This window comes from Bradyrhizobium sp. STM 3561 (assembly GCF_045571455.1).
GTDB classification, from domain to species: domain Bacteria; phylum Pseudomonadota; class Alphaproteobacteria; order Rhizobiales; family Xanthobacteraceae; genus Bradyrhizobium; species Bradyrhizobium vignae.
In genome coordinates, this window is sequence record NZ_CP120695.1 from 1,604,826 (window position 1) to 1,629,137 (window position 24,312).

The window sequence follows — 24,312 nt, forward strand, 5'->3', positions numbered from 1 at the left end:
GGCATTCAACAGAAATGCGCCCCCTGCGTCTCCACATAGACCGCATAGAGCGACTGGCTCGCGGTCATGAACAGGCGGTTGCGCTTCTTGCCGCCGAAGCAGACATTGGCGCAGGTCTCCGGCAGCAGGATCTGGCCGATGCGCGCGCCGTCGTTCGGCGCGAACACCTGCACGCCGTCGTAGCCCGGCCCGACCCAGCCCGCGCCGACCCAGATGTTGCCTTCGGTGTCGACGCGCAATCCGTCCGGGAAGCCCGACTTGCCCTCGAGCTTCATGTCGATCAGCTTCTTCGGGTTCGACAGCTTCGTCCCGTCGATGTCGTAGGACCATACCACATTCTCGGCCTGCGGATAATGCGTGATGCCGGTGTCGCAGACATAGAGCTTCTTGTAGTCGTGGGAGAAGGCGATGCCGTTCGGCTTGAACGGCTCGTCCGCGACTTTCGCCAGTTGGCCAGTTTGCGTGTCGAGGCGATAGACGGCTTCCTTCTGGTGTGGCTGAACCGAGCCTGTGTTGGCGAGCTTGCCCTCGTAGATGCTGATCGCGCCGTAGCCGGGATCGGTGAACCAGATTGCTTTGTCGTTGGGATGCACGACCATGTCGTTCGGGCCGTTGAGCGGCTTGCCGTTTGCCTGCTCGGCCAGCGCTGTCACCGAACCGTCATGCTCGTAGCGGACAAGGCGGGTGCGCTCGGCACTGATCTGACGTCCCTCGGTGTCGAATGAATTGCCGTTGGCCTCGTTCGACGGCTTGTGGAACTGCTCGGAGATGTGGCCGTCGTCGTCGAGATAGCGCAGCTGCCGGTTGGCCGGGATATCGCTCCAGACGAGATATTGGCCTTGCGCGTTCCACGCCGGCCCCTCCGCCCAGAGGCAGCCGGTATAGAGCCGCTTGATCGCGGTGTTGCCGACCTTGGCCTTGAAGCGTTTGGGGTCGATGACGACGATGTCTGGGTCGGGATAGCGCTGCGGCTCGGCGTTGGCCCCGAAGTCGCGGGCGTCGGCGTTGGAGGCGAGCAAGGTCGATGCAGCGAGTGTCGCCGCACCTTGCAGCAGGGTGCGGCGGTCGAGACCGCTGCTGGCCGTTGTGTCGTTGGGGTTGGTCAGTATTCTTGTCATGGTTTCCTCCCAAAGTTTCGTTGGGAGGACACCATTCGCCCGCATTCAGGCGTAAACCGGGGCGATCTCCGGCCGAGACAACCGAAGATCGCAGGGCAGGAATGCCGGAAATGCGGCTAGACGGGATCCCAAGTAAAGATGTCGGCGGAGCGGTCGAGCTTGTAGAACGAGCCCTTCAGCGCCGGCATGCCGTGTTCCGCGATGGATTGCGGCGTCCAGCCTTCGCTCCGCTGCACCGAGCGGATCGGGCGGTTCTGGCTGAACAGGAAGATCTCGTTCATGCGCACGCCGAAGATCTGGCCGGTGACGTCCTTGGCGGAATCGCCGAGCAGATAGCCGCAGAGCGGCGCGATCTTCTCCGGTCCCATCTGCTTGATCTTCTCGACCCGCGCCTTCTCCGCCTCGGTCTCGGTCGGGATGGTGCCGATCATGCGCGTCCAGGCGAATGGCGAGACGCAGTTGGAGCGGACGTTGAAGCGGCCCATGTCGAGCGCGATCGACTTCGACAGCCCCACGATGCCGAGCTTGGCCGCGGCGTAATTCGCTTGTCCAAAGTTGCCGATCAGGCCGGAGGTCGAGGTGAAATGCACGAAGGAGCCCGACTCCTGCTCGCGGAAGATCCGCGCCGCAGCGTGGCTGACGTAGAACGAGCCCATCAGGTGCACCTTGATGACGGCCTCGAACGCTTCCACGCTCATCTTGTGGAAGATCATGTCGCGCAGGATGCCGGCATTGTTGACGACGCCGTCGAGCCGGCCGAAATGATCGGTCGCGGTCTTCACGATCTTGCTGGCGGGGATCGCTTCCGCGACGCTTTCGAAATTGGCGACCGCGCTGCCGCCGCGCTTCTTGATCTCCTCGACCACTTCCTCGGCGGGCGCGGCGTTCGAGCCGGCGCCGTCGGCGGCCCCGCCGGGATCGTTAACCACGACCTTGGCGCCTTCGGCAGCACACAGCAGCGCGATCTCGCGCCCGATGCCGCGGCCTGCGCCGGTGACGATGATGACCTTGTCTTGCAGTGATTTCGTCATGCTAGCCTCTCTATGTTGCCGTCGCGGCCGCAGCTAACCAAGCTCGTCATGCGCGGGCGTGACCCGCGCATCCATCTTCAGAAGAGGATGGATTGCCGGGTCAAGCCCGGCAATGACGAGCAAATGTTGTCCGAGCCGCTTACCTCTCGTTCGTGAACACGATCGTGCCTGATGCCGCGAACATGCCGCCGACGCCATGGCACACCGAAATCTTCGCATTCGGCACCTGCGCCGGTGCTATCCCGCGCATCTGGCGCACGCTCTCCTGAAGCGCGTACATGCCGTACATGCCGGAATGCATGTAGCTCAAACCGCCGCCATTGGTGTTGAGGGGCAGTTTCCCGCCCGGCCGCGTGTTGCCGTCGGCGATGAACTTCCCGGTCTCCTCGTACGGCATGAAGCCGAGATCGCCGAGGCCGAACAGCGGCAGATGCGCAAAGGCATCGTAGATCATGAGGTGATCGACGTCCTTGTGTGTGATGCCGGCCTCCTTGAAGGCCAGCGGGCCCGCAACTTTGAACGCGCGCGAGGAGTTGAACGTCTCCATCTGGCTGACCATCGGCGTTTCCACGCTCTCGCCCGTGCCCATGATGTAGACGGGCTTCGTTGGAAAATCCCTGGCACGGTCGGCCGAGGTCAGGATCAGCGCGCCGCCGCCGTCGGTGACGAGGCAGCATTGCAGCAGCCGGAACGGATAGGCGATCATACGCGAGTTGAGCACATCGGCGACCGTGATCGGGTCCTTCATCATCGCGCGCGGATTCTTCGCCGCCCATTCCCGCTGCACCACCGCCACCGAAGCAAGCTGCTCATGCGTGATGCCGTAGGTCTTCATGAAGCGCAGCACGGGAATTGGGAACATGCTCGGCGGGCCGTAGACGCCATAGGGCGCTTCGAACTGGCCCTGCAGGCTGTCTGCGGGAATCGAGCGCGGCAGCTTGCCGATCATCGACTTGCCGCTCTCGGCATGGGTGATCAGCACCGTCTTGCACAGGCCCGCCTCGATCGCCGCCGCCGCATGGCGGACGTGCAGCATGAAAGAGCAGCCGCCGACCGAGGTGCCGTCCACCCAGGTCGGCTTGATGCCGAGATAGTGGCAGACCTGCTGCGGTGTTTCGACCGCGGTGGCAAAGCCGTCGATGTCGGACAGCTTCAGCCCGGCGTCGGCAATGGCATTGAGCGCCGCATCCGCATGGAGCTGGAGCTGCGAGGCGTTGGGGATGACACCGAGCTCGGTCGTCTCGGCCGCGCCGACGACGGCAACCTGGTTCCTGCGCATGACTTACCCCTTCACCGGACGGAACACGGGGAGGGTGATCTTGTCGTCGAGTGCCTCGAAAGCGACCTCGAGCTTCATGTCGAGCTCGAGTGCCTCAGGCGTCTGCGGGCAATCGATGATGTTGCTCATCATCCGCGGGCCTTCGTCGAGTTCGACCACCGCGATGGCGTAAGGCGGCGTGAAGCCCGGCGCGGCGGGGCGATGGTTGATCACGTAGCTGTAGAGGAAGCCCTTGCCGCTCGCCTTGAAGATGCTGACCTTGCGCGAGGCGCAGGAGGGGCAGAACGGGCGCGGCGGGAAGTAGACATGCGCGCAGGCATCGCAGCGCTGCAGGCGCAATTCGCCGGCTTTCGTGCCGTCCCAGAAATGCTGGGTCTCCGGCGTCGGTTTCGGTCGCGCGCGCTGCGGTTCGGCCATTCGGAACGCCCTCCCAAGGGCAGGCTTCACGCCCGCCTGTTTCGATCTTGATGCGACAATCGACCATCGTGCGTCAACGGTCCAGCAATGCGCATGCATGCCATCATGCGCACAATGCTTGTGTCGAACCGAGCCAGCGCTATAGATTGCGCGCGAAATATTCCGTGAGACAGACATGCCCGATTTTCCGACACTGGCGAAGCTCGCCGAAGACCTCGAAAGCGGCCGCACCACCGCCCGCAAGCTGGTCGAGGCATGCCTCGCCAAGATCGCCGACCCCGCCGGTGAGGGCCGCCGCACCTTCATCCATGTCGATAAGGACGCGGCGCTGACCACCGCCGATGCCATGGATGCCCTGCGCAAGGTCAAGGCGGCGCCGTCGCGCTATGCCGGCATCCCGATCTCGATCAAGGACCTCTTCGACATCAAGGGCCAGGTGACGCGCGCCGGCTCCCGCGCGCTCGACGATTCCCCGGCGGCCGAGCAGGACGCGGCCACGGTATCGCGGCTGCGCAAGGCCGGCTTCGTGCTGATCGGCCGCACCAACATGACCGAGTTCGCCTATTCCGGCATCGGTATCAATCCGCATTACGGCACGCCGAAGGGCGCCTGGAACCGGGCCGAAGGTCACGTGCCCGGCGGCTCCTCCTCCGGCGCGGCGGTCTCCGTGCTCGACGGCATGGCGCATGGCGCGCTCGGTACCGACACCGGCGGCTCCTGCCGCATTCCAGCCGCCTTCAACGGCATCGTCGGTTACAAGCCGACGCAGCGGCGCGTGCCGCTCGATGGCACCGTGCCGCTGTCGTTCTCGCTCGACAGCATCGGGCCGCTGGCGCGATCGGTCAGCTGCTGTGCCATACTCGATGCCGTGCTCGCGAACGAGCCCATCGTCGCGCTGAAGCCGCGGCCCGTAAAGGGCATGCGGCTGGCGGTGCCCACCACGATCGCGCTCGATGATCTCGATGCGGAGGTCTCCGAGACCTTTGAGCGCGCGCTGAAGACGCTTGCCGACCATGGCGCCGCCATCGAGCGCATCGAGATGTCCGAATTCCACGACATCGGCCCGATGAACGCCAAGGGCGGCTTCGCTGCCTCCGAGAGCTATGCCTGGCACCGCTATCTCATCACGTCCAAGGGCGACGTCTACGATCCTCGCGTGTCGGTGCGCATCATGCGCGGCGAGGCGCAGAGCGCGGCCGACTACATCGATCTCCTCAACGAGCGCCGCTCGCTGATCGCGCGCGTCAATGCGCGCATTGCGCCCTATGACGCTCTGGTGCTGCCGACCACCGCCAACACGCCGCCGAAGATTTCCGATCTCGCCGACGACAAGGCCTTCACCACTCAGAACCTGCGCGCGCTGCGCAATTGCACCCTGATCAACATGATCGACGGCTGCGCCATCTCGCTGCCCTGTCATCGCGCGGGCGACGTCCCGGTCGGCCTGATGCTGGCGGGCGCGGGCGGCTCGGATCGCCGTATCTTTGAACTTGCCGCCGGCATGGAGGCCGTCATTCGTGTTTGACCTCACTTTCACCATCGACGCCCAGGACACCACCACGCCGCTGACCTTGGCGATCGACCAGATGGTCATCGCCGGCTGGACCGGCCGCGATCCGGTCGCGCGCGACAAGCACATCGCCGAGCTACAGGAGATGGGCATCGCCCCGCCGGCCTCCACGCCGATCTACTACCGCGCCTCGGCGCGGCGGCTGACCCAGGAAGACCGCATCGAATGCAGCGGCGGCGATTCCAGCGGCGAGGTCGAGTTCGTGCTGATCGGCTGGCAGGGCCGCATCTTCGTCGGCTGCGGCTCCGATCACACCGACCGCAAGGTCGAGGCCTATAGCGTCACGGTCTCCAAGCAGATGTGCGACAAGCCGATCGCCTCGACGCTGTGGGAGCTCGAGGACGTCATCGGTCATTGGGACAAGATGATCCTGCGCTCCTACGCCACGATCAAAGGCGAGCGCGTGCTCTACCAAGAGGGCACGCTGGATGCGATGCTCCCGGTCGCCGACCTCATCGCGCGCGGCTTTGATGGCGGGAAGCTGCCCGATGGCTGCGCCATGTTCGGCGGCACCTTCGCCGCCAAAGGCGGCATCCGCCCTGCCGACCGCTTCGATTTCGAGATTGAAGATCCCGTGCTGAAGCGCACGATCAAGCACGGCTACGACGTGGTGACGCTGCCGGTGAGGGGCTGATCTCTCCCCGCCGTCGTTGCGAGCGAAGCAATGCAGGCTGGTTCCGAGCAGGGACTCTAGATTGCTTCGTCGCAAGGGCTCCTCGCAATGGCGGGGGATAGTCATCGGAAATCGGGTGGCCGGGGGGGCGTCGTATTGCGAGAGTCGCAGCCATGACTGCAACCGCACGCAAATCGTCCCATTCTCCCTCCATTGACCTCGCCGGGCAGATCGACGCACTGGATTGGCCGCAAATCACCGCGGAGCTCGACTCCCAAGGCTGCGCCGTCCTGAAGAACCTGCTGACGTCGGACCTATGCCGCGCCATGGCCGAACTCTATCCGGACGATACGCACTTCCGCAGCCGCATCGTCATGAGCAGCCACGGCTTCGGTCGCGGCGAGTACAAATATTTCTCCTATCCGCTGCCCGAGCTGATCGCGCAGCTGCGCCCGGCGCTCTATGCGCATCTCCAATCCGTCGCCAATCGCTGGAACGAGGCGATGGGGATCGACATCCGCTATCCCACAGCGCATGCGGCATTCCTGAAGCGCTGTCACGAGGCAGGGCAGGCGCGGCCGACGCCGCTGCTGCTGCAATATGAGGCTGGCGACTACAACTGCCTGCACCAGGACCTCTATGGTGAGCACGTGTTCCCGCTCCAGGTCGCGATCCTGCTCTCGGAGCCCGGACGCGATTTCACCGGTGGCGAGTTCGTGCTGACCGAGCAGCGCCCGCGCATGCAGTCCCGCGTCGAGGTGGTGCCGCTCGCGCAGGGTGATGCGGTCGCCTTCGCTGTGCATCACCGCCCGGTGCAGGGGACACGCGGCACCTACCGCGTTAATCTCCGCCATGGCGTCAGCCGTATCAGGTCCGGCCGTCGCCACACGCTGGGTGTGATCTTCCACGATGCCAAATGAGCGCTGCGATTGACGGGTGATCTGTTCGACAATGTCGCCGAGGCGCAGCGCTCACGCGAGCAGATCGCGGACGGTGCCGTGCTGCTGCGCGGCTTCGTCAAGCCGATCGAGAGCGAGCTGGTCGATGCGGTGCGGGCCATCGTCGCGCAATCGCCGTTCCGCCGGATGACCACGCCCGGCGGCTATCAGATGTCGGTGGCGATGACCAATTGCGGCGAGCGCGGCTGGATCACCGATCACACCGGCTATCGTTACGATCCCATCGATCCGCGCACCGGCGCGCCTTGGCCGGCGATGCCGCCGGTGTTTTGCGATCTCGCCCGCCGCGCGGCGGAGCAGGGCGGCTTTGCCGGCTTTGCGCCCGATGCCTGCCTCGTCAATCGCTACGAGCCCGGCACGCGGCTGTCGTTGCATCAGGACAAGGACGAGCTGGATTATTCCGCGCCGATCGTCTCGGTCTCGCTCGGCCTGCCCGCGACCTTCCTGTTCGGCGGCCTCGCGCGCGCCGACAAGCCGCGCCGCTTCCGACTAGTTCATGGCGATGTCGTGGTCTGGGGCGGGGCCTGCAGGCTCGCCTATCACGGCGTCGCGCCGCTCGCCGATGGCGAGCATCCGCTGCTGGGAAGGAAGCGGATCAATCTGACATTTCGCAGGACGCGCTAGGGACCCGTCGTTCCGGTGGCGCGCGCTAGCGCGAACTATGGTGCGCATCGCCCCGGAACGACACTAAGGCTTCGGCGGATGAATGAACGCCCACGGGCTCACCTCCGAATCCCTGGTCACCTCGACCGAGATCAGATACGGCCCGCCATGGCTGAGCGCCTTCTCCATCGCCGCCTTGAACTGATCGGGCGCGGTCACGCGTGCTGCGGCCACGCCAAAGGACTCCGCGAGCTTGACGAAATCCGGATTGACGAGGTCCGACGCCACCACGCGGCCGTCGAAGCGTTCGCGCTGGTCGCGTCGGACATTGCCATAGGCGTTGTTGTTGAACACGAGCGTCACCACGCCGATGTTGAACTGCACGGCGGTGGCAAGCTCCTGCACGCCGAACATGAAGCCGCCGTCGCCGGTGATCGCCACCACCGGCTTGTCGGGGTTGGCGACCTTGGCGCCGAGGGCGGTCGGAAAGCCCGAGCCGAGCGTGCCCTGGTAGCCCGAGGTGATGAAGGTGCGCGGCTGGTACACCGGGAAGCCGTACCAGGAGGCGAAGCCGACCTGCGACAGTTCATCGGTGACGATCGCGTTGTGCGGCAGCACCTCGCGCAGGATGTCGAGATAGGCCATCTGCGGCTGGATGCGCTGGATCTCTGATTGCGCCGCCGCAGTGGCTTCGCGGATGTCTCCGCGCCGGCCGCGGCCCTTGGCATAGCCGACCTTCTTCACGGCGGCGACGAGATCGGCGGTGCCGGCCTTCGCATCGGCGACAATCCCGACATCGGCGGCGAGCCGGCGCATCTCGGCCGGATCGATGTCGATACGAATGGATTTCAGGCCGCTCGGTTGACAGGGCCAGCGGAAACCGGATGCCGGCAGCTCCGCGCGCGTGCCGATCGCGATCATCAAATCGGTTGTCGGCCACAATCTGTAGGCCGCCGCCATGGTAAGGCCGAGCTCGTGCGCGTTGGAGACGATGCCGCGGCCGCTGCGGAAGGCGACCACGGGCGCATCGATCATCTCGGCAAGCTCGAGGATCTCCTCGCGCGCGTCGATCGCGCCGCTGCCGACGAAGATCATCGGCGACTTGCCCGCCTTGATGAGCGCGGCCGCCTGCTTGATCGTATCAGGATCGGGTTGCGGCGCGGGCAGCGGCTCCAGCACCTGGGCAGCTGCCGTATTCGCGCGCTGGGTGAAAACGTCCCAGGGCATCTCGACCGAGGCGGGACCGCGCCGTCCCGACATCATCTCCTGGAACGCGCGCGCGACGACCGTCGGCGCGTTGCCGGGATATTCGATGCGCTCGGCCCATTTCACATAGGTGCGCAAGGTCGCGAGCTGGTCCGGCATCTCGTGCAGATGGCCGCGGCCCTTGCCCAGGAACGGCGTCGGCACCTGGCCGGTGACGCACAGCACCGGCTCGTTGCAGCCGAACGCGGTGAGCAGAGCCGCGCTGGCATTGAGCACGCCGGGGCCTGGCACCACGCTGAACACGCCGGGTCGGCCGCTCGAGCGCGCATAGCCGAATGCCATGTAGCCGCAGGCCTGCTCATGCCGCGCGCCGATCACCTTGAGCTGGGCCTGATGAAACGCGTCGAACAGGCCGTAGACTTGCGCGCCAGGCAGGCCGAACACGGTGTCGACGCCATGGGCGACGAGCCCGCTTACGATCGCTTCGCCGCCGGTGAGGGTGGTCATTGCACTATTCCACTTTGGTTGTTGGTCAGGCTTCGTCGATGATGCCGTTGCGTAGAGCGCCGATGCCCTCGGCCGCGATCTCGACGACGTCGCCGGGCTTCAGGTATCGCGGCGGATCGAACCGCGCGCCCGCTCCGGTCGGCGTGCCCGTGACGATGATATCGCCGGGGACGAGGGTTGCGAAGGTCGAGATATAGTTCATGAGATAGCGGAACGGAAACATCAACCGGCTGGTGCGATCGTCCTGCCTGAGCTCGCCGTTGACATGCGTGGTGAGACGAATGTCCGCAATCTGCGATTCCGATGTGTAGGGCACGAGCCACGGGCCGAGACTGCCGCTGGAGTCAAAGTTCTTGCCCTGGGTGACGTTGAACTTGGCATGACGCAGCCAGTCGCGCACCGAGCCCTCGTTGCACAGCGTCAGCGCCGCGATGTGGTCGAGCGCGGCGCTTTCTGGAATGTGCCGGCCCTGCTTGCCGATCACCAGCACGATCTCGCCCTCATAGTCGAGCTGCGCGGAAGCACGCGGGCGGACCAGCGGCGTGTCGTGGCCGACGAAGGAGCGTGGGCTCCGCATGAACATGCTGGGATATTTCGGCGCGTCCTGGCCGTCCCTGTATTCGGCGTTACGGTCGGGATAGTTGACGCCGATGCAGATGATCTTTTCCGGCGCGGGCACCGGCGGCAGCCAGGTGATGTCGGCGAGCGCGTGATCGGGCGTGCGGCCGGTGGCCTCCTCGGCGAGGCTCACGAGCTTGCCGGCCGCGATCACCTCGCGCAGGGTCGGATAGTCCTTAGCGTAACGCGCCGACAGATCGATGATGCCGCCGTCCACGACGGCACCATAGCGGGTTGCACCCTTGACGGAATAGGTGGCGAGGCGGGGGAGTATCATCAATCCGCCACCAGCACGTCGGCCACGAATCTCGGCTCGCGCACTGCCTGGCCCGTAAAGGGCGAGCCTTGCTCGAACCAGGAGCGCGGGGCAGGCGCGCCCCACAGCGTCTGGCGGCGCGGATCGCGCAACGACCAGCGCAGCGGCTCATGGTCGTGATCGCCGGTGAAATAATCGCTGGTGTAGAGCTCGAGGCGGTGGCCGTCGGGGTCGCGGACATAGAGGAAGAACGCGTTCGAGATGCCGTGACGTCCCGGGCCGCGCTCGATGTTCTTCACGAACCCTTGCGAGGCCATGACGTCGCAGAGATGAATGATGTTCATCGCCGTCGGCGTCCAATAGGCGAAATGGTGCAGCCGCGGGCCCTTGCCGTTGGTGATGGCAAAATCGTGGACATTGCCTTTGCGATGCATCCAGGCCGCGGCGATGCGCCCGTTCGGGCCGTCCTCCTCGGCATATTCGGTGAGGCGGAAGCCGAGCCGGGCGTAGAACTCCATCGTGTCCTGCACTTCGGCAGCGAACACGTTGAAATGGTCGAGCCGTTGCGGATGGCAACCCCGGTAGAGGTCGTAGCGGCGCAGCAAATGCGGTCGGCGATCCATCGATGCATAGAGCTCGATCTGGAAGCCGAAGGGATCGGTGAACTGCAGCGTGCGGCCCTGGAACGGCTGATCGGCGAAGGCGTAGCTGAGGCCGTGCTCGGACAGGAACGCGGCCGCCTTGTCGAGATCTTTGTCGTTGCCGACCTTGAAGCCGAGCCTGTTGCAGGCGGGCACGGCTGCCTTGCGCAGCACCAGCGAATGATGCTGATGCTCCTCGGCGGCGCGCAGGTACACGACCTTGTCGTCGGCGTCCTCGACATGCAGGCCGACGGTGGTCTCGTAGAACGAGCGACTCAGCTTCAGGTCGGTGACGTCCAGCACGACGTGGCTGGAGCGGATGATGTTGAACGGTGGCTCGAAGACGTGTTGCGGTACGGGCATGTACGTTTCCCCTCGTCCTGTCATTCCGGGGCGGTCCGCAGGACCGAACTATGGTGCGCAATTGCGCACCTGAGAATCTCGAGGTTCCGGGTTCTCCGGGCCGCGCTTGCGCGGTCCCGTCACCCCGGAACGACGAAGCGTTAAATTCCCAGCTTCTGAATCTTGTGCGTGCCCCGCGCCAGCGAGACGTGCTTGGTTTCCATGTAGAAGTCGAATGAATAGTCGCCGCCGTCGCGGCCGATGCCGGAGGCCTTCATGCCGCCGAACGGCGTCGGCAGATGGCGGACGTTCTCCGAGTTCAGCCAGATCATGCCGGCCTCGAGCGCATCCGCAACGCGCAGCGCGCGGCCCATGTCGTTGGTCCAGACATAGCCGGTGAGGCCATAACGGATGTCATTGGCGATCTCGACGGCGTCCTTTTCGTCCTTGAACGGCAATACCGTGAGGAACGGGCCAAACACCTCCTCCTGCGCCACGCGCATCTTGCCGTGCGCGCCGGTCACCAGCGTCGGCTCGACATAGTGTCCGCCGCCCGGGCCGTCATAGGCCTTGCCGCCGACCGCGATGGTCGCGCCGTCCTGGCGTGCGACGTCGAAATAGGAGCAGACTTTTGCGAGGTGGCGCTCGTGGATCAGCGGCCCGATCTCGGTGGCGGGATCGAGGGGATGGCCGATCCTGAGCGCCTTCACGCGCGCGGTCAGCTTCTCCACGAACTTCTCCGCGATGCTCTGCTGGATCAGCAGGCGGCTTGATGAGGTGCAGCGCTCGCCGTTGAGCGAGTAGATCATGAACACGACGGCATCGAGCGCGCGGTCGAGATCGGCATCGTCGAACACGATCACGGGGTTCTTGCCGCCGAGCTCGAAATGCACCCGCTTCAGCGTGGGCGCGCCCTGAACCATGATCGCCGAGCCGGTCGCGCTCTCGCCGACGAAGCCGATCGCCTTGATGGCGGGATGCTCGGTCAGAGCCTTGCCGGCCTCTTCGCCAAAGCCGTGCACGGTGTTGAGCACGCCGTCGGGAACGCCGGCTTCCTTCACGAGCCTCGCCAGAATGGAGGCCGTCACCGGCGACCACTCGGCCGGCTTGTGCACGACAGTGCAGCCGGCGGCCAGCGCCGGGGCGATCTTCCAGGTCGAGAGCATGAACGGCGTGTTCCACGGCGTGATCACGCCGACGGGGCCGATCGGCACGCGGGTCGAGATGTTCCAGTGCTCGTCGCTCGGCGTGTTGAGGCCGTCGCGCGCTTCGGCGCATTTGTCGGCGAAGAAGCGAAAGTTCTCTGCGGCGCGGATCGCGGCCTTGGCCATGAAGCGATAGGCCTGTCCGGTGTCGATGCATTCGAGCACGGCGATGTCTTCGGCATTGTCCTCGATCGCATCGGCCACCCGATGCAGCAGCTTGCGCCGCATCGCAGGCCCCATGTCGCGCCAGGACTTGAAGGCGATCGCCGCGGCCGTTGCTGCCGCGTCGACATCCTCCGCATTGCCACGCGCGACGCTGGCGAGCACGGCGCCATCGACCGGCGATTTGGTCTCGAATGTCTCGCCCGAGATCGAGGCGACGGTCTTGCCGTCAATCGTGTGGCCGATGCCATCAGCGCGCAGCGTCTTCAGCAGCGGCGCGACGCGGTCGCGGTTGGCCTGAAATACGTCGGCTTTCGGCGTGGGCTTATCCATGGGCAGCCTCTACTTTCAGGGCGTCGTGGATGTTGTTGCGCTTCCAGCTCGTATCCTTGTCGTTGATCTGCATGTCGAACGATAGGGCGAACTTGCTGGCGGCGAAAACGGGATCGAGATGTCTTGAGAGCGCCTGGAAGACCTGCTCGCCGGCCTTCTGGCGCGTGGGAAGGTCGCGGCCCTCGCCGATGCGCAGCACCATGTCGAGAAAGCCGTAATCCTGCCGCGCGTCGGCGATCGCATAATGCTCGCACTTCACGGCGCGGACGCGGATGCCGCCGAGCGGGAAGATGCCGGTCTCGACCGCCGCCTTGCGCACCACTTCGCAGACCGCGCCGATGTCGAGACGGCCATCGAGATTGGCCGAATATTCGATGGTGAAATGCGGCATCGCGGTTTCACTCCCTGTCTTCTTGTCCGCCTTAAGCGAAGTAGCAGCTCACCGAGCCGTAGGCGCCATAGTCGGCTTGAATTGTGTCGCCCTTGCGGGTCTCGATCGGACGGATGAAGGAGCCGGCGAGCACGACCTGACCGGGCTCCAGCGCAAGGCCGAGCGGCGCGATCTTGTTCGCAAGCCACGCCACGGCTGTCGCAGGATGATTGAGCACGCCGGCGGCAAGGCCGGTTTCTTCCAGCTGGCCGTTCTTGAAGCAGAGCGCCCCGATCCAGCGCAAATCGGCGTCGAGCGGACGGATCGGCCGTCCGCCGAGCACGATGCCGGCATTCGCCGCATTGTCGGCGATGGTGTCGAAGATTTTTCGCGTGGCTTTGGTCCTGGGATCGACGCGCTCGATTCGCGTGTCCAGGATCTCCAGCGCCGGCACGACGAAGTCGGTGGCGTTGAGCACGTCGAACAGCGTGCACGCAGGACCGGTGAGGCGCTTGCTCATGACGAAAGCGAGTTCAGCCTCGACGCGCGTCGCGATGAAGCGCTCGGTCGGAACGAGGCCGCCATCGGCGAAGAACATGTCGTCGAGCAGCACGCCGGAATCCGGCTCGTCGATGTTGAGCGCGCTCTGCATCGCCTTCGAGGTCAGGCCGATCTTGTGGCCCTTGACGATGCGCCCCTCCGCGATCTTGACGTCGACCCAGGCCTTCTGAATCGCGTAGGCATTGGCAATGGTGATGTCAGGGAAATCCTGGGAGAGCTGGCGAATCTGCGAACGGGTCTTCTCCGCCTGGTGCAGACGCCTCGCGCAGACCTGGATATCGTCGTTGGAAAGCGCCATTCGTCATCATACAAATCGTGGTGCCCGGAGATACTTAACATGTTAAATGAATGCGTCAAACGGAATCTCGGGTTGTTGCACTGCAAACGTTTTGCAGTCTGAAAGGGCGTCATGAGCAAGAGACCGGCTGACCCCGCCAACGGAAGCGTGCCTGCCGCGCGCCAGGTGCCGATGCGCGACTTCTCGCGCTCGCTACCGATGTCGCTGCTGCGGGCGCGCGAGGCGGTGATGCGGCAGTTCCGGCCCTCGCTGCGCGAGCACGGCCTGACCGAGCAGCAATGGCGTATCCTGCGGGCGTTGGCGGCCATCGAGGCTGTCGAGGTCACGGAACTCGCGCGTACGGCCTTCCTGCTCGGGCCGAGTCTGTCGCGCATCCTGCGCGACCTCGAGGCGCGCAACCTGATCGAGCGCAAGACGGCGAAGGCGGACCAGCGTCGCAGCATGGTCTCGATCTCGAAGGAGGGCGTGAAGCTGATGGCCGCGGTGGCACCGACGTCGGAAGCGATCTATGCCGAGATTACGCGGCGCTTTGGCGCACGTAAGCTCGCCGAATTGCAGGAGATGCTCGGCGAACTCGAGCACAGCCTCGCCGGGCTCCGAAGCGCGGATGATACCCTCGCGGAGGGATGAGCCCAGATATGCGTGCGTGCGCGGTCAGAGCCATGGACATTCACGCTTTTTTTCGCTCAAAGTGCGGCCCAATGCGATCCGCGGCGAGTGAGAGCAACAGGGAAGGAAAGGCAACGTGGCGAACAAAGTCAAAGAGATCTGGAAGTCGGGCAAGGCCGTGGTCAACGCGTGGCTGGCAATTCCCTCCGGCTTCTCGGCGGAGATGATCGCGCAATGCGGCTTCGACAGCGTCACCGTCGACATGCAGCATGGCGTGCAGGACTATCTGTCGATGGTGCAGTGCTTCCAGGCCATGGACAAGCATCCCGTGACCCCGATGGTTCGCGTGCCCTGGAACGAGCCCGGCATCATCGGCAAGGTGCTGGATGGCGGCGCCTATGGCGTGATCTGCCCGATGGTCAACACGCCGCAGGAAGCCCGGAACCTGGTCTCCTATGCGAAATATCCGCCGAAGGGCGTGCGCTCCAACGGTCCGATCCGCGCCGGCATGTACGGCACTGCGGGCTCCTACCAGAAGACGGCCAATGACGAGATCGTGCTGCTGCCGATGATGGAGACCAGGACCGCGGTCGAGAACATGGAAGCGATCCTCGACGTCGAGGGCATCGACGGCGTCTATATCGGCCCGTCCGACCTCGGCTTCTCCTACGGCCTCGAGCCCAAGCTCGACCGCAGCGAGCCCGAGATCCTCGCGATCTACGAGAAGATCGTCAAGGAATGCGGCAAGCGCGGCCTCAACCCGGGCATCCATTGCAGCGGCGCCGAAGGCGCTGCGCGCGCCATCAACATGGGCTTCAAGCTGGTGACGCTGTCCAACGAAGTCGGCCTGATGACGACCTATGCCAAGATGCAGGTCAACGCGACCCGCAAGGATTCCGGCGGCAAGGCCTGATGCTCTCGCGTCCCGGACGCGATGCAGCGCGTAGCGCTGTTTCGCAGAGCCGGGACCTGGAAGCCAATGAAGCACATGACGTAAGCCTGGGCCCCGGATCAACAGCGCACCGCTATCGCGCTGCGCAGCGTCCGGGGCACGATAGTTTCGATACAGGAGACCACCCATGACCATCAGCCCCGTCATCCGCCTGCATCCCGATGATGGCGTGGTGATCGCGCGCGCGAGCCTGCCGCCGGGAACATTGGTCGCAGACGGCGTGACCACGGTCGATCGCATTCCCTCCGGCCACAAGGTCGCGATCAAGCCGATCGCAACGGGCGAGCCGGTCAAGCGCTACGGCCAGATCATCGGCTTTGCCACCCAGGCCATCGCGCCCGGCCAGCACGTGCACACCCAGAACTGCGGCATGGGCGACTTCGCCAAGGACTACGCCTATTGCGCCGACGTCAAGCCGACGCCGAATTTCGACCTGCCGGCGACGTTCGAAGGCATCCGCCGCGCGGACGGCCGCGTCGCCACGCGCAACTATATCGGCATCCTCACCTCGGTGAATTGCAGCGCGCATGTCGCAAGCCTCGTCGCCGACGTCTTCAAGAAGAATCCCTTCACCGGCGACAATCCGCTGGCCGACTTCCCCAATGTCGACGGCGTGGTCGCGCTGACCCACAAGACCGGCTGCGGCATGACGCAGAACGAGCCGCTCGCGCTGCTCCGCCGCACCCTCGGCGGCTACGCGCGGCACGTCAATTTCTCCCATGTCATCGTGCTCGGCCTCGGCTGCGAGGTGAACCAGATCGGTGGCCTCATGGAAGAGCAGAAGCTCGCCGGCCGCTTGCGTGCGATGGACATCCAGGAGGTCGGCGGTACCCGCAAGACGGTCGAAGCAGGCATCGCCTTCGTGCGCGAGGCGCTCACTGACGCCAACAAGGTCAAGCGCGAAACCGTGCCCGCGAGCGAATTGACCGTGGCGCTGCAATGCGGCGGCTCGGACGGCTATTCCGGAGTATCAGCCAATCCTGCGCTCGGCGCTGCCAGCGATCTCGTGGTGCGTCACGGCGGCACCGTGATCCTGTCGGAGACGCCGGAGACCTACGGCGCCGAGCATCTGCTCGCGCGCCGCGCGATCAGCCGCGAGGTCGGCGAGAAGCTGGTCGATCTCATGCGCTGGTGGGACGAATATACCGCGCGCGAAGGCGCCGAGATGAACGCCAATCCGAGCCCCGGCAACAAGGCCGGCGGCCTCACCACCATTCTGGAGAAGTCGCTCGGCGCGATGGCGAAGGCCGGCACCACCAATCTCGTCGAGGTGCTGCGCTACGCCGAGCCCGTCACCAAGAAGGGGTTCGTCTTCATGGACACGCCCGGTTACGATCCCGTGGCTGCGACCGGCCAGGTCGCCGGCGGCGCCAACCTCGTCTGCTTCACCACCGGCCGCGGCAGCGTGTTCGGCTGCAAGCCGGCACCCTCGATCAAGCTCGCCACCAACACGCCCATGTACAAGCGCATGGAAGAGGACATGGACGTCAATTGCGGCACCATCCTCGAAGGCGAGGAGAGCGTCGAACAATGCGGCCAGCGCATCTTCGATCTCATCCTCAAGACTGCCTCGGGCCAGCCGACCAAGAGCGAGAGCTTTGATTTCGGCGGCGCCGAGTTCGCGCCATGGGTGCTGGGTGCGACGATGTAAGAAAGTGAATGGCGAATAGGGAGTGACGAATAGGACGGGCAAGCTTATTCGCTATTCGCCACTCACCATCCGCCCGTGCCGTAGGCACCCTCTGCCCGTTGTTAGTGCTTGATCACGCTGACCTCAGGTGTTCTGCTCAAAAAAGCTGCTGGAGCACCGCACCCCGTGTCGATTTACGTCGCGCTACACCACGTCACGCACTACAAGTACGACCGCCCCATCGACCTTGGCCCGCAGACCATCCGCCTGCGGCCGGCGCCGCACACGCGCACGCCGATCCTGAGCTATTCGCTCAAGGTCACGCCCGCCAACCATTTCGTGAACTGGCAGCAGGACCCGCAAGGCAACTGGCTTGCACGCTACGTCTTTCCGGAGAAGACCACCGAGCTGAAATTCGAGGTCGACTTCACGGCGCAGATGACCGTGGTCAACCCGTTCGATTTCTTCGTCGAGCCCTACGCCGACAGTTTTCCGTTCGAGTATCCGAAGGACCTGAAAACGGAGCTCGCGCCTTATCTCGAGACCATCAAGCCCGATCGCCTGTTCGCCAAATTTCTCGACTCGATCCCGCACGAGGCCCCGAACACCGTCAACTTCCTGGTCGAGCTCAATCGCGAACTCCAGAAGAAGATCCGCTACATCATCCGCATGGAGCCGGGCGTTCAGACGCCGGAGGAGACGCTTGCCTCCGGCGCAGGATCGTGCCGCGACTCCGCCTGGCTGCTGATCCAGACCTTGCGCCATCTCGGTCTCGCCGCCCGCTTCGTCTCCGGCTATCTGGTCCAGATCCGTCCCGACATCGATCCGATCGAGGGCCCGCCCGAAGTCGAGAACGATTTTACCGATCTGCACGCCTGGGCCGAGGTCTATCTGCCCGGCGCGGGCTGGATCGGATTCGACGCGACCTCCGGCATGCTTGCGGGCGAGGGGCACATCCCGGTGGCCGCCACGCCGCATTATCGCTCGGCCGCGCCGATCTCCGGCGGCGCCGGCTTTGCCGAGGTCGAGTTCTCCTTCGATATGCGCGTCAAGCGCATCCGCGAGGCGCCGCGCATCACAAAGCCGTTCTCCGACGAATCCTGGGCGCGGCTCAACGACCTCGGCGAGCAGGTCGACGGCGATCTCGCCGCGCAGGACGTACGGCTCACCATGGGCGGCGAGCCGACCTTCGTCTCGGTCGACGATCTCGAGGCGGGTGAGTGGAATACCGAAGCCGTCGGCCCGACCAAGCGCACGCTCGCCGACGATCTGATCCGCCGCCTGCGCACGCGCTTTGCGCCCGGCGGCCTTTTGCATTACGGCCAGGGCAAATGGTATCCGGGCGAGAGCCTGCCGCGCTGGGCCTTCGGCCTCTACTGGCGCAAGGACGGCGTGCCGATCTGGAAGAACGCCGATCTCATCGCGAAGATCGCGAACCCGCGGCGGCCCGAGGTCAGGGACGCCGAGGCCTTCATGGAAGGCACCGCCGCGCGGCTCGGGGTCGATCTCGGCTACATCATGCCGGCCTATGAGGACCCGGCCTATTGGCTGATGAAGGAGGCCGAGCTTCCGGTCAATGTCGATCCCACCGATTCCAAATTGTCCGATCCCGAAGCGCGCGCACGCATGGCGCGCGTGTTCGACCAGGGCCTGACCACGCCGCGCGGTTTCGTGCTGCCGATCCAGCGCTGGAATGCGCCGCCGCGCTGGCGCAGCGAGCGCTGGCCGCTCCGGCGCAATCATCTGTTCCTGACGCCGGGGGATTCTCCACTCGGCCTGCGCCTGCCGATGGGCTCGCTCGGCTACGTCCCGCCGAACCAATATCCCTACGTCGTTGAACAGGATCCGACGGAGCCGCGCGGCAAGCTGCCGGTGTTCACCCGCATGGCGCGCCCGCCATCGCCGCCGCGCACCGCCCCCGAGCATCTCAACACGTCCATTCCCGTGCGCACCGCCATGGCAGTGGAAATCCGCGACGGCGTGATCTGTGCCTTCATGCCGCCGGTCGAGCGCATCGAGGATTATCTCGAGCTTGTCTCGGCACTGGAAGACACCGCCGAGGAGATGCAGCTTCCCGTTCACGTCGAAGGCTATCCGCCGCCGTTCGATCCGCGCATCGAGGTGATCAAGGTGACGCCCGATCCTGGTGTCATCGAGATCAACATCCAGCCGGCCAGGAGCTGGCGCGATGCGGTCGAGATCACCTCCGGCCTCTATGAGGACGCGGCGAAGGTCCGCCTCGGCGCCAACCGCTTCCTGGTCGACGGCCGCCACACCGGCACCGGCGGCGGCAATCACGTCGTGGTCGGCGGCTCGAGCCCACAGGATTCGCCGTTCCTGCGCCGGCCTGATCTGCTGAAGAGCCTCGTGCTGTACTGGCAGCGGCATCCGTCGCTGTCCTATTTCTTCTCCGGCCTCTTCATCGGCCCGACCAGCCAGGCGCCGCGCATCGACGAGGCCCGCCACGACAGCATCTACGAGCTCGAGATCGCGCTCTCGCACGTGCCGCCGCCCGGTTACCAAACGCCGCTGTGGCTGGTGGACCGGCTGTTCCGGCATCTGCTCGTCGACATCACCGGCAATACCCACCGCGCCGAAATCTGCATCGACAAGCTCTATTCGCCGGAGGGGCCTACGGGGCGGCTCGGTCTCGTCGAATTCCGCGCGCTCGAAATGCCGCCGGATCCGCGCATGTCGCTGGCACAGCAGCTCCTGATCCGCGCGCTGATCGCAAAATTCTGGCGCGAGCCGCTGGCCGGCAAGTTCGTGCGCTGGGGCACCGCGCTGCACGACCGCTTCATGCTGCCGCATTTCATCTGGGAAGATTTTCAGGAGATGCTCACCGAGCTGAAGCAGTTCGGCTATCCGTTCGAGCCGGAATGGTATCTGGCCCAGCTCGAATTCCGCTTTCCCGCCTTCGGCCGGGTCCATCATGGCGGCGTGACGCTGGAATTGCGGCAAGCGCTCGAGCCCTGGCACGTGCTCGGCGAGGAGGGCTCGGCCGGCGGCACGGTGCGCTATGTCGACTCGTCGGTCGAGCGGCTCCAGGTCAAGGCCGAGGGCTTCGTCGAGGGCCGCCACATCGTCACCTGCAACGGCCGCCGCCTGCCGATGACCCCGACAGGACGCTCGGGAGAAGCCGTGGCCGGCGTCCGCTTCAAGGCTTGGCAGCCGGCTTCCGGCCTGCACCCGACCATCCCCGTCCACGCGCCCCTGACCTTCGACCTGATCGACACCTGGAACGGCCGCTCGCTCGGCGGCTGCGTCTACCATGTCGCCCATCCGGGCGGGCGCAACTACGACACCAAACCGGTCAACACCTACGAGGCCGAGGCGCGGCGGCTGGCGCGCTTCCAGGACCACGGCCACACCCCGGGTCCGATGCAGCCGCCGCCCGAGGAACGCACAAATGAGTTTCCGCTGACCCTCGACTTGCGGACGCCGCTCCTGCAATGAGTATGATGCGGGGGCAGTGAGAGGCGCATGGGCGAGGGCGTAGCCGAAGACAACGATCAGGCGGGTAGGGCCCAGGCCCAGCAGCGGATCGCGCAATGGGTCCGCGACTACACCCGCTTGCCCGGCATTCCCGACGAGTTCCTTGGGCCCGATGGTGCGCCGCGCGCGGTCTGGAGCCGCTTCTTCGATGCCTTCGGCGCGCTGGCGCCCGACGAGATCGAGCGGCGCTTCGGCATGGCCGATCGTCATCTCCGCGAGGCCGGCGTCACCTACCGCGCGCCCGGCGACAGCGCCGATCGGCCCTGGTCGATCAGCCATCTGCCGCTTTTGATCGACGAGGCCGACTGGCAGCAGCTTTGCGCCGGCATCACCCAGCGCGCCGAGCTGCTCGAGCGCGTGCTGCGCGATATCTATGGCGAGGGCCGGCTCGTCACCGAAGGCGCGCTGCCCGCGGCCGCGATCGCCGGCAGCCCCGAATATCTCCGTCCCGTATGCGGCGTGCCGCCGCCGGGCGGGCGCTATCTCTCGATCTATGCCGCCGACGTCGGCCGTGGCCCCGACGGCCGCTGGTGGGTGCTCGGCGACCGCACCCAGGCGCCCTCGGGTGCGGGCTACGCGCTGGAGAACCGCCTGGTGCTCTCGCGCGCCTTCTCCGACCTCTATAAGTCGATGAACGTGCCGCGTGTCGCGCCCTTCTTCGAGTCGTTCCGCGACTCGCTACGTGCGCGGGCCGACCGCGACGAGCCGCGGATCGGCGTGCTCACCCCCGGCAGCTTCAGCGAGACCTATTTCGAGCATGCGACACTGGCGCGCTATCTCGGCTTCCTGCTGGTCGAGGGCGACGATCTCGCGGTCAGCGACAACCGCGTCCACATCCGCACCGTCGCCGGGCTCAAGCGGTTGGATGTGCTGTTGCGCCGGATCGATTCCAACTCGCTCGACCCGCTCGAGCTAGATGCCTCCTCGCGGCTGGGCGTGCCTGGCCTGATCGATGTGCTGCGCAAGGATGGCGTCGTCGTCGCCAACATGCCTGGCTCGGGCGTGCTGGAGGCGCGGGCGCTGCTCGGTTTCCTGCCGGCGCTGAGCCGCCGACTGCTCGGCGAAGAGCTGAAGATGCCGCACATCGCGACCTGGTGGTGCGGCCAGCGCGCTGCGCGCGACGAGGTGCTGGCAAGGCTCGACGAGGTTGCGATCGAAGGGGCCTATTGGCGCGGCGTGCCCGGTTTCGACAGCAATGGTCCGGTGCTTGCGAGCGAGCTGGATGCCGCCGAGCGCCAGCGGCTGGTCGATGCGATTACAGCGCGCGGCATGGACTATGTCGGCCAGGAGGTGGTGCGGCTCTCGACCATGCCGGTGTGGGAGCATGGGCAGATCACGCCGCGTCCTTTCGTGTTGCGGGTGTTCGCCGCCGCAACCCCGGACGGCTGGGCCATCATGCCAGGCGGATTCTGCCGGATCGCCGAGCAGCCGGACGCACGCGCGGTGTCCATGGGCGATGGCGCGCGCGCCGCCGACGTCTGGGTCGTCTCCGACAAGCAGGTCTCGACCGCGACGCTGCTACCCGCGACCGACAAGGTGCGCATCCGCCGCATCGCCGGCGTGCTGCCGAGCCGCGCTGCCGACAATCTGTTCTGGCTCGGCCGCTACCTCGAGCGCGCCGAGGCGACGCTGCGGCTGGTGCGCGCTTTGGGCTCGCCGAGCGGGCCCAACAAGGGCACCGCGGCCTCGGTGCAATCGGCCGAACGCATCCAGCGCATGCTGGTGGCCTGGGGCGCGGTCTCGCAAACCTCTCGCACCGCGCCCGGGCGCATCGTCGCAGAAGGGTTGCAAAGTCCCGACCGTTTCGGCTCGGCGCTGTCGCTGGTGCGCGCGGCCCAGCGCACCGCGACTTCCTTGCGCGAGCGGCTGTCGCCCGATGCCTGGCAGGTCATCACCGAGATGGCCGAGCGTCTCGCTTATGAAGTGGAGGACGACGACAGCGTACTGCGCGCGGCCGAGCTGACCTTGCAGGAGCTTGCGAGCTTCGCAGGCCTTGCCCAGGAGAACATGAACCGCGCCGCGGGCTGGCGTTTCCTCGACATCGGTCGCCGCGTCGAGCGCGCCATCAACACCACGCGCTTTACCCGTCAGTTCGCCTATGACGAGGCCGGCGACGAGGATCTCGACATTCTGCTGACGCTGGTGGATTGCCAGATCACCTACCGCTCGCGTTATCTGCTGGCGCCGATCCTGGCACCGGTGCGCGACCTCGCCGTGCTCGATCCCTACAATCCGCGGTCGGTGGCCTTCCAGGTGACCACGCTGAACGAGCACATCGCCGCGCTGCCGAGCCTGAAGGAGCACGGCCTGATCGAGAAGCCGCAGCGCCTCGCGGTAGCGATGCAGGCGATGCTCGCGACCGCGGAGGCCGAAAAGCTCGAGGTCAAGACCCTGTTCGCCCTGGAGCAGGATCTGCTCAGCCTCGCCGACGCGGTCGGGCAGCACTACTTTCCGCACGGTCCCAATGCCAGCCGGCCGGAAAAGCTGACGGGGCTGGCGTGATCTACGACATCCGTCACGTCACCACCTACGAGTACGAGAATCCCGTCAGCTTCGCCCGCTGCACGCTGCGACTGGAGCCCAGAAGCGGCGGCGACCAGGATTTGATCTCGCACGATGTCGAGATCCATCCACGCCCGGCCGAGCGCAACGTGCGGCGCGACTTCTTCGGCACGCTGACCGAGAGCGTGGTGATCGAAGCCGCGCATCGCAACTTGCGGATCGATTCACGTTCCCGTGTATCTGTCTCGCGACAGCCGCCGGCGCGTGATGCCGCGAGCCCACCATGGGAGACCATTCGCGACGTTGCCTTCGAGGCGACGAGCCTCGGACCGTCCTCGCCGGTCGGCTATGTCTTTGCGAGCCCGCTGGTGCCGGTGCTGCGCCCGGTCAGCGCCTATGCGGCGGAAAGTTTTCCGCCCGGCGCGGGTGTCCTCAAAGGCGCGGTCGATCTCATGCATCGCATTCGCAACCAGTTTCGCTACGACCCCAAGGCTACTGTGATCTCGACGCCGCTCAATGAGGTCTTCGACAAGCGCCACGGGGTCTGCCAGGACTTTGCCCATGTGATGATCGCAGGGCTGCGCGGGCTCGGTCTTCCGGCCGCCTATGTCAGCGGCTACCTGCGTACCGCTCCGCCGCCCGGCCAGCCGCGCCTGCAAGGTGCCGACGCCACCCACGCCTGGGTGTCGCTCTGGTGCGGGGCGGAGCTCGGCTGGATCGATTTCGATCCGACCAACGATCTCCTGGTCGCCAATGACCATATCGTGCTCGCGGTCGGGCGCGACTTTTCCGACGTCTCGCCGGTCGACGGCGTCATCGTCGGCTCGCCTAAACAGAAGCTCGGCGTCGCCGTCGACGTGCTGCAGGTAGAATAACCGCAATCTTGCGATCTGGACACCGGCGCCTCTAGGGTGTATCGCGCCATCGTTGCAACCGCGCTATGGCGGAGCGCAACTGCAACATCTTTCCGGATTTCCGCCCCAGGATTTGGCCAAGCGGCCCAAGATGGGCTATGCTGGCTCTTGCATCGAGGAC

20 protein-coding genes are annotated in these 24,312 nt (G+C 65.6%); 10 read left to right on the forward strand and 10 right to left on the reverse strand.

The features are described from left to right. Positions 1 to 5: 5 nt before the first annotated feature. From P6U28_RS07255 to P6U28_RS07270, 4 genes are all read right to left on the reverse strand, one after another. Positions 6 to 1,118: an SMP-30/gluconolactonase/LRE family protein gene (locus P6U28_RS07255; protein ID WP_209294349.1), complete on the reverse strand. Its 1,113-nt coding sequence runs from the start codon at positions 1,116 to 1,118 to the stop codon at positions 6 to 8. Positions 1,119 to 1,234: 116 nt separating this feature from the next. Then, complete coding sequence (locus tag P6U28_RS07260) at positions 1,235 to 2,149, reverse strand: SDR family NAD(P)-dependent oxidoreductase (protein ID WP_122404241.1); 915 nt, start codon at positions 2,147 to 2,149, stop codon at positions 1,235 to 1,237. A gap of 139 nt (positions 2,150 to 2,288) precedes the next feature. Beyond that, a complete protein-coding gene (locus tag P6U28_RS07265; protein ID WP_122404240.1) occupies positions 2,289 to 3,428 on the reverse strand; it encodes a thiolase C-terminal domain-containing protein in 1,140 nt (379 codons plus the stop codon). Positions 3,429 to 3,431: 3 nt separating this feature from the next. Further along, complete coding sequence (locus P6U28_RS07270) at positions 3,432 to 3,845, reverse strand: Zn-ribbon domain-containing OB-fold protein (protein WP_122404239.1); 414 nt, start codon at positions 3,843 to 3,845, stop codon at positions 3,432 to 3,434. Positions 3,846 to 4,020: 175 nt separating this feature from the next. On the opposite strand from P6U28_RS07270, the gene P6U28_RS07275 reads away from it, so the two are divergent. From P6U28_RS07275 to alkB, 4 genes are all read left to right on the forward strand, one after another. Continuing rightward, positions 4,021 to 5,370 (forward strand): amidase, encoded by a 1,350-nt coding sequence (locus tag P6U28_RS07275; protein ID WP_122404238.1) that lies wholly within the window; start codon positions 4,021 to 4,023, stop codon positions 5,368 to 5,370. Further along, positions 5,363 to 6,049, forward strand: coding sequence for a DUF2848 domain-containing protein (locus P6U28_RS07280; RefSeq protein WP_122404237.1), 687 nt, complete (start codon positions 5,363 to 5,365; stop codon positions 6,047 to 6,049). Before P6U28_RS07275 ends, P6U28_RS07280 begins: the two co-directional genes overlap by 8 nt. Positions 6,050 to 6,201: 152 nt before the next feature. Further along, positions 6,202 to 6,948: a 2OG-Fe(II) oxygenase gene (locus P6U28_RS07285; protein ID WP_209294348.1), complete on the forward strand. Its 747-nt coding sequence runs from the start codon at positions 6,202 to 6,204 to the stop codon at positions 6,946 to 6,948. A 9-nt stretch (positions 6,949 to 6,957) separates the two neighbouring features. Then, entirely contained in the window at positions 6,958 to 7,611 is a 654-nt protein-coding gene (gene alkB / locus P6U28_RS07290) for a DNA oxidative demethylase AlkB (protein WP_122404235.1), read from the forward strand. A 63-nt stretch (positions 7,612 to 7,674) separates the two neighbouring features. Here the strand turns inward: alkB and P6U28_RS07295 are convergent, their stop codons facing one another. The 6 genes from P6U28_RS07295 to hpaH all read right to left on the reverse strand — a co-directional run bounded on the left by P6U28_RS07295 (position 7,675) and on the right by hpaH (position 14,089). Then, complete coding sequence (locus P6U28_RS07295; protein WP_209294347.1) at positions 7,675 to 9,303, reverse strand: thiamine pyrophosphate-dependent enzyme; 1,629 nt, start codon at positions 9,301 to 9,303, stop codon at positions 7,675 to 7,677. A gap of 25 nt (positions 9,304 to 9,328) precedes the next feature. Beyond that, the gene (locus P6U28_RS07300) at positions 9,329 to 10,198 is read right to left on the reverse strand and encodes a fumarylacetoacetate hydrolase family protein (RefSeq protein WP_122404233.1); all 870 of its coding nucleotides are present in this window, start codon (positions 10,196 to 10,198) and stop codon (positions 9,329 to 9,331) included. Beyond that, positions 10,198 to 11,181 carry a 3,4-dihydroxyphenylacetate 2,3-dioxygenase gene (hpaD, locus tag P6U28_RS07305; protein WP_122404232.1) on the reverse strand — a complete coding sequence of 328 codons (984 nt, stop codon included), beginning with the start codon at positions 11,179 to 11,181 and terminating at the stop codon, positions 10,198 to 10,200. The genes P6U28_RS07300 and hpaD overlap by 1 nt, the downstream gene beginning before the upstream one ends. 140 nt (positions 11,182 to 11,321) lie before the next feature. Then, the gene (gene hpaE / locus P6U28_RS07310; protein WP_209294345.1) at positions 11,322 to 12,860 is read right to left on the reverse strand and encodes a 5-carboxymethyl-2-hydroxymuconate semialdehyde dehydrogenase; all 1,539 of its coding nucleotides are present in this window, start codon (positions 12,858 to 12,860) and stop codon (positions 11,322 to 11,324) included. Next, complete coding sequence (locus tag P6U28_RS07315) at positions 12,853 to 13,251, reverse strand: 5-carboxymethyl-2-hydroxymuconate Delta-isomerase (protein WP_122404230.1); 399 nt, start codon at positions 13,249 to 13,251, stop codon at positions 12,853 to 12,855. Before P6U28_RS07315 ends, hpaE begins: the two co-directional genes overlap by 8 nt. Positions 13,252 to 13,282: 31 nt before the next feature. After that, positions 13,283 to 14,089, reverse strand: coding sequence for a 2-oxo-hept-4-ene-1,7-dioate hydratase (gene hpaH / locus P6U28_RS07320; RefSeq protein WP_122404229.1), 807 nt, complete (start codon positions 14,087 to 14,089; stop codon positions 13,283 to 13,285). Between the two features lie 111 nt (positions 14,090 to 14,200). Between hpaH and hpaR the strand changes: the two genes are divergently transcribed. The 6 genes from hpaR to P6U28_RS07350 all read left to right on the forward strand — a co-directional run bounded on the left by hpaR (position 14,201) and on the right by P6U28_RS07350 (position 24,152). After that, entirely contained in the window at positions 14,201 to 14,719 is a 519-nt protein-coding gene (gene hpaR, locus P6U28_RS07325) for a homoprotocatechuate degradation operon regulator HpaR (protein WP_122404228.1), read from the forward strand. Between the two features lie 115 nt (positions 14,720 to 14,834). Next, a complete protein-coding gene (locus P6U28_RS07330) occupies positions 14,835 to 15,611 on the forward strand; it encodes an HpcH/HpaI aldolase/citrate lyase family protein (protein WP_122404227.1) in 777 nt (258 codons plus the stop codon). A gap of 166 nt (positions 15,612 to 15,777) precedes the next feature. Beyond that, positions 15,778 to 17,301, forward strand: a complete 1,524-nt coding sequence (locus P6U28_RS07335) for a UxaA family hydrolase (RefSeq protein ID WP_122404226.1) — start codon at positions 15,778 to 15,780, stop codon at positions 17,299 to 17,301. Positions 17,302 to 17,466: 165 nt separating this feature from the next. Beyond that, a complete protein-coding gene (locus P6U28_RS07340; RefSeq protein WP_122404225.1) occupies positions 17,467 to 20,736 on the forward strand; it encodes a DUF2126 domain-containing protein in 3,270 nt (1,089 codons plus the stop codon). Positions 20,737 to 20,763: 27 nt separating this feature from the next. Further along, complete coding sequence (locus P6U28_RS07345) at positions 20,764 to 23,277, forward strand: circularly permuted type 2 ATP-grasp protein (protein ID WP_122404224.1); 2,514 nt, start codon at positions 20,764 to 20,766, stop codon at positions 23,275 to 23,277. Beyond that, positions 23,274 to 24,152, forward strand: coding sequence for a transglutaminase family protein (locus P6U28_RS07350; RefSeq protein WP_122404223.1), 879 nt, complete (start codon positions 23,274 to 23,276; stop codon positions 24,150 to 24,152). The genes P6U28_RS07345 and P6U28_RS07350 overlap by 4 nt, the downstream gene beginning before the upstream one ends. The last annotated feature ends 160 nt before the right edge of the window (positions 24,153 to 24,312 follow it).

What these genes read in the sequence shown, in the direction of transcription:
- P6U28_RS07255 (WP_209294349.1), bottom strand. Translation starts at nt 1,118, where the DNA reads ATGACAAGAATACTGACCAACCCCAACGACACAACGGCCAGCAGCGGT.
- P6U28_RS07260 (WP_122404241.1), bottom strand. Translation starts at nt 2,149, where the DNA reads ATGACGAAATCACTGCAAGACAAGGTCATCATCGTCACCGGCGCAGGC.
- P6U28_RS07265 (WP_122404240.1), bottom strand. Translation starts at nt 3,428, where the DNA reads ATGCGCAGGAACCAGGTTGCCGTCGTCGGCGCGGCCGAGACGACCGAG.
- P6U28_RS07270 (WP_122404239.1), bottom strand. Translation starts at nt 3,845, where the DNA reads ATGGCCGAACCGCAGCGCGCGCGACCGAAACCGACGCCGGAGACCCAG.
- P6U28_RS07275 (WP_122404238.1), top strand. Translation starts at nt 4,021, where the DNA reads ATGCCCGATTTTCCGACACTGGCGAAGCTCGCCGAAGACCTCGAAAGC.
- P6U28_RS07285 (WP_209294348.1), top strand. Translation starts at nt 6,202, where the DNA reads ATGACTGCAACCGCACGCAAATCGTCCCATTCTCCCTCCATTGACCTC.
- P6U28_RS07295 (WP_209294347.1), bottom strand. Translation starts at nt 9,303, where the DNA reads ATGACCACCCTCACCGGCGGCGAAGCGATCGTAAGCGGGCTCGTCGCC.
- P6U28_RS07300 (WP_122404233.1), bottom strand. Translation starts at nt 10,198, where the DNA reads ATGATACTCCCCCGCCTCGCCACCTATTCCGTCAAGGGTGCAACCCGC.
- hpaD (WP_122404232.1), bottom strand. Translation starts at nt 11,181, where the DNA reads ATGCCCGTACCGCAACACGTCTTCGAGCCACCGTTCAACATCATCCGC.
- hpaE (WP_209294345.1), bottom strand. Translation starts at nt 12,860, where the DNA reads ATGGATAAGCCCACGCCGAAAGCCGACGTATTTCAGGCCAACCGCGAC.
- P6U28_RS07315 (WP_122404230.1), bottom strand. Translation starts at nt 13,251, where the DNA reads ATGCCGCATTTCACCATCGAATATTCGGCCAATCTCGATGGCCGTCTC.
- hpaH (WP_122404229.1), bottom strand. Translation starts at nt 14,089, where the DNA reads ATGGCGCTTTCCAACGACGATATCCAGGTCTGCGCGAGGCGTCTGCAC.
- hpaR (WP_122404228.1), top strand. Translation starts at nt 14,201, where the DNA reads ATGAGCAAGAGACCGGCTGACCCCGCCAACGGAAGCGTGCCTGCCGCG.
- P6U28_RS07335 (WP_122404226.1), top strand. Translation starts at nt 15,778, where the DNA reads ATGACCATCAGCCCCGTCATCCGCCTGCATCCCGATGATGGCGTGGTG.
- P6U28_RS07345 (WP_122404224.1), top strand. Translation starts at nt 20,764, where the DNA reads ATGGGCGAGGGCGTAGCCGAAGACAACGATCAGGCGGGTAGGGCCCAG.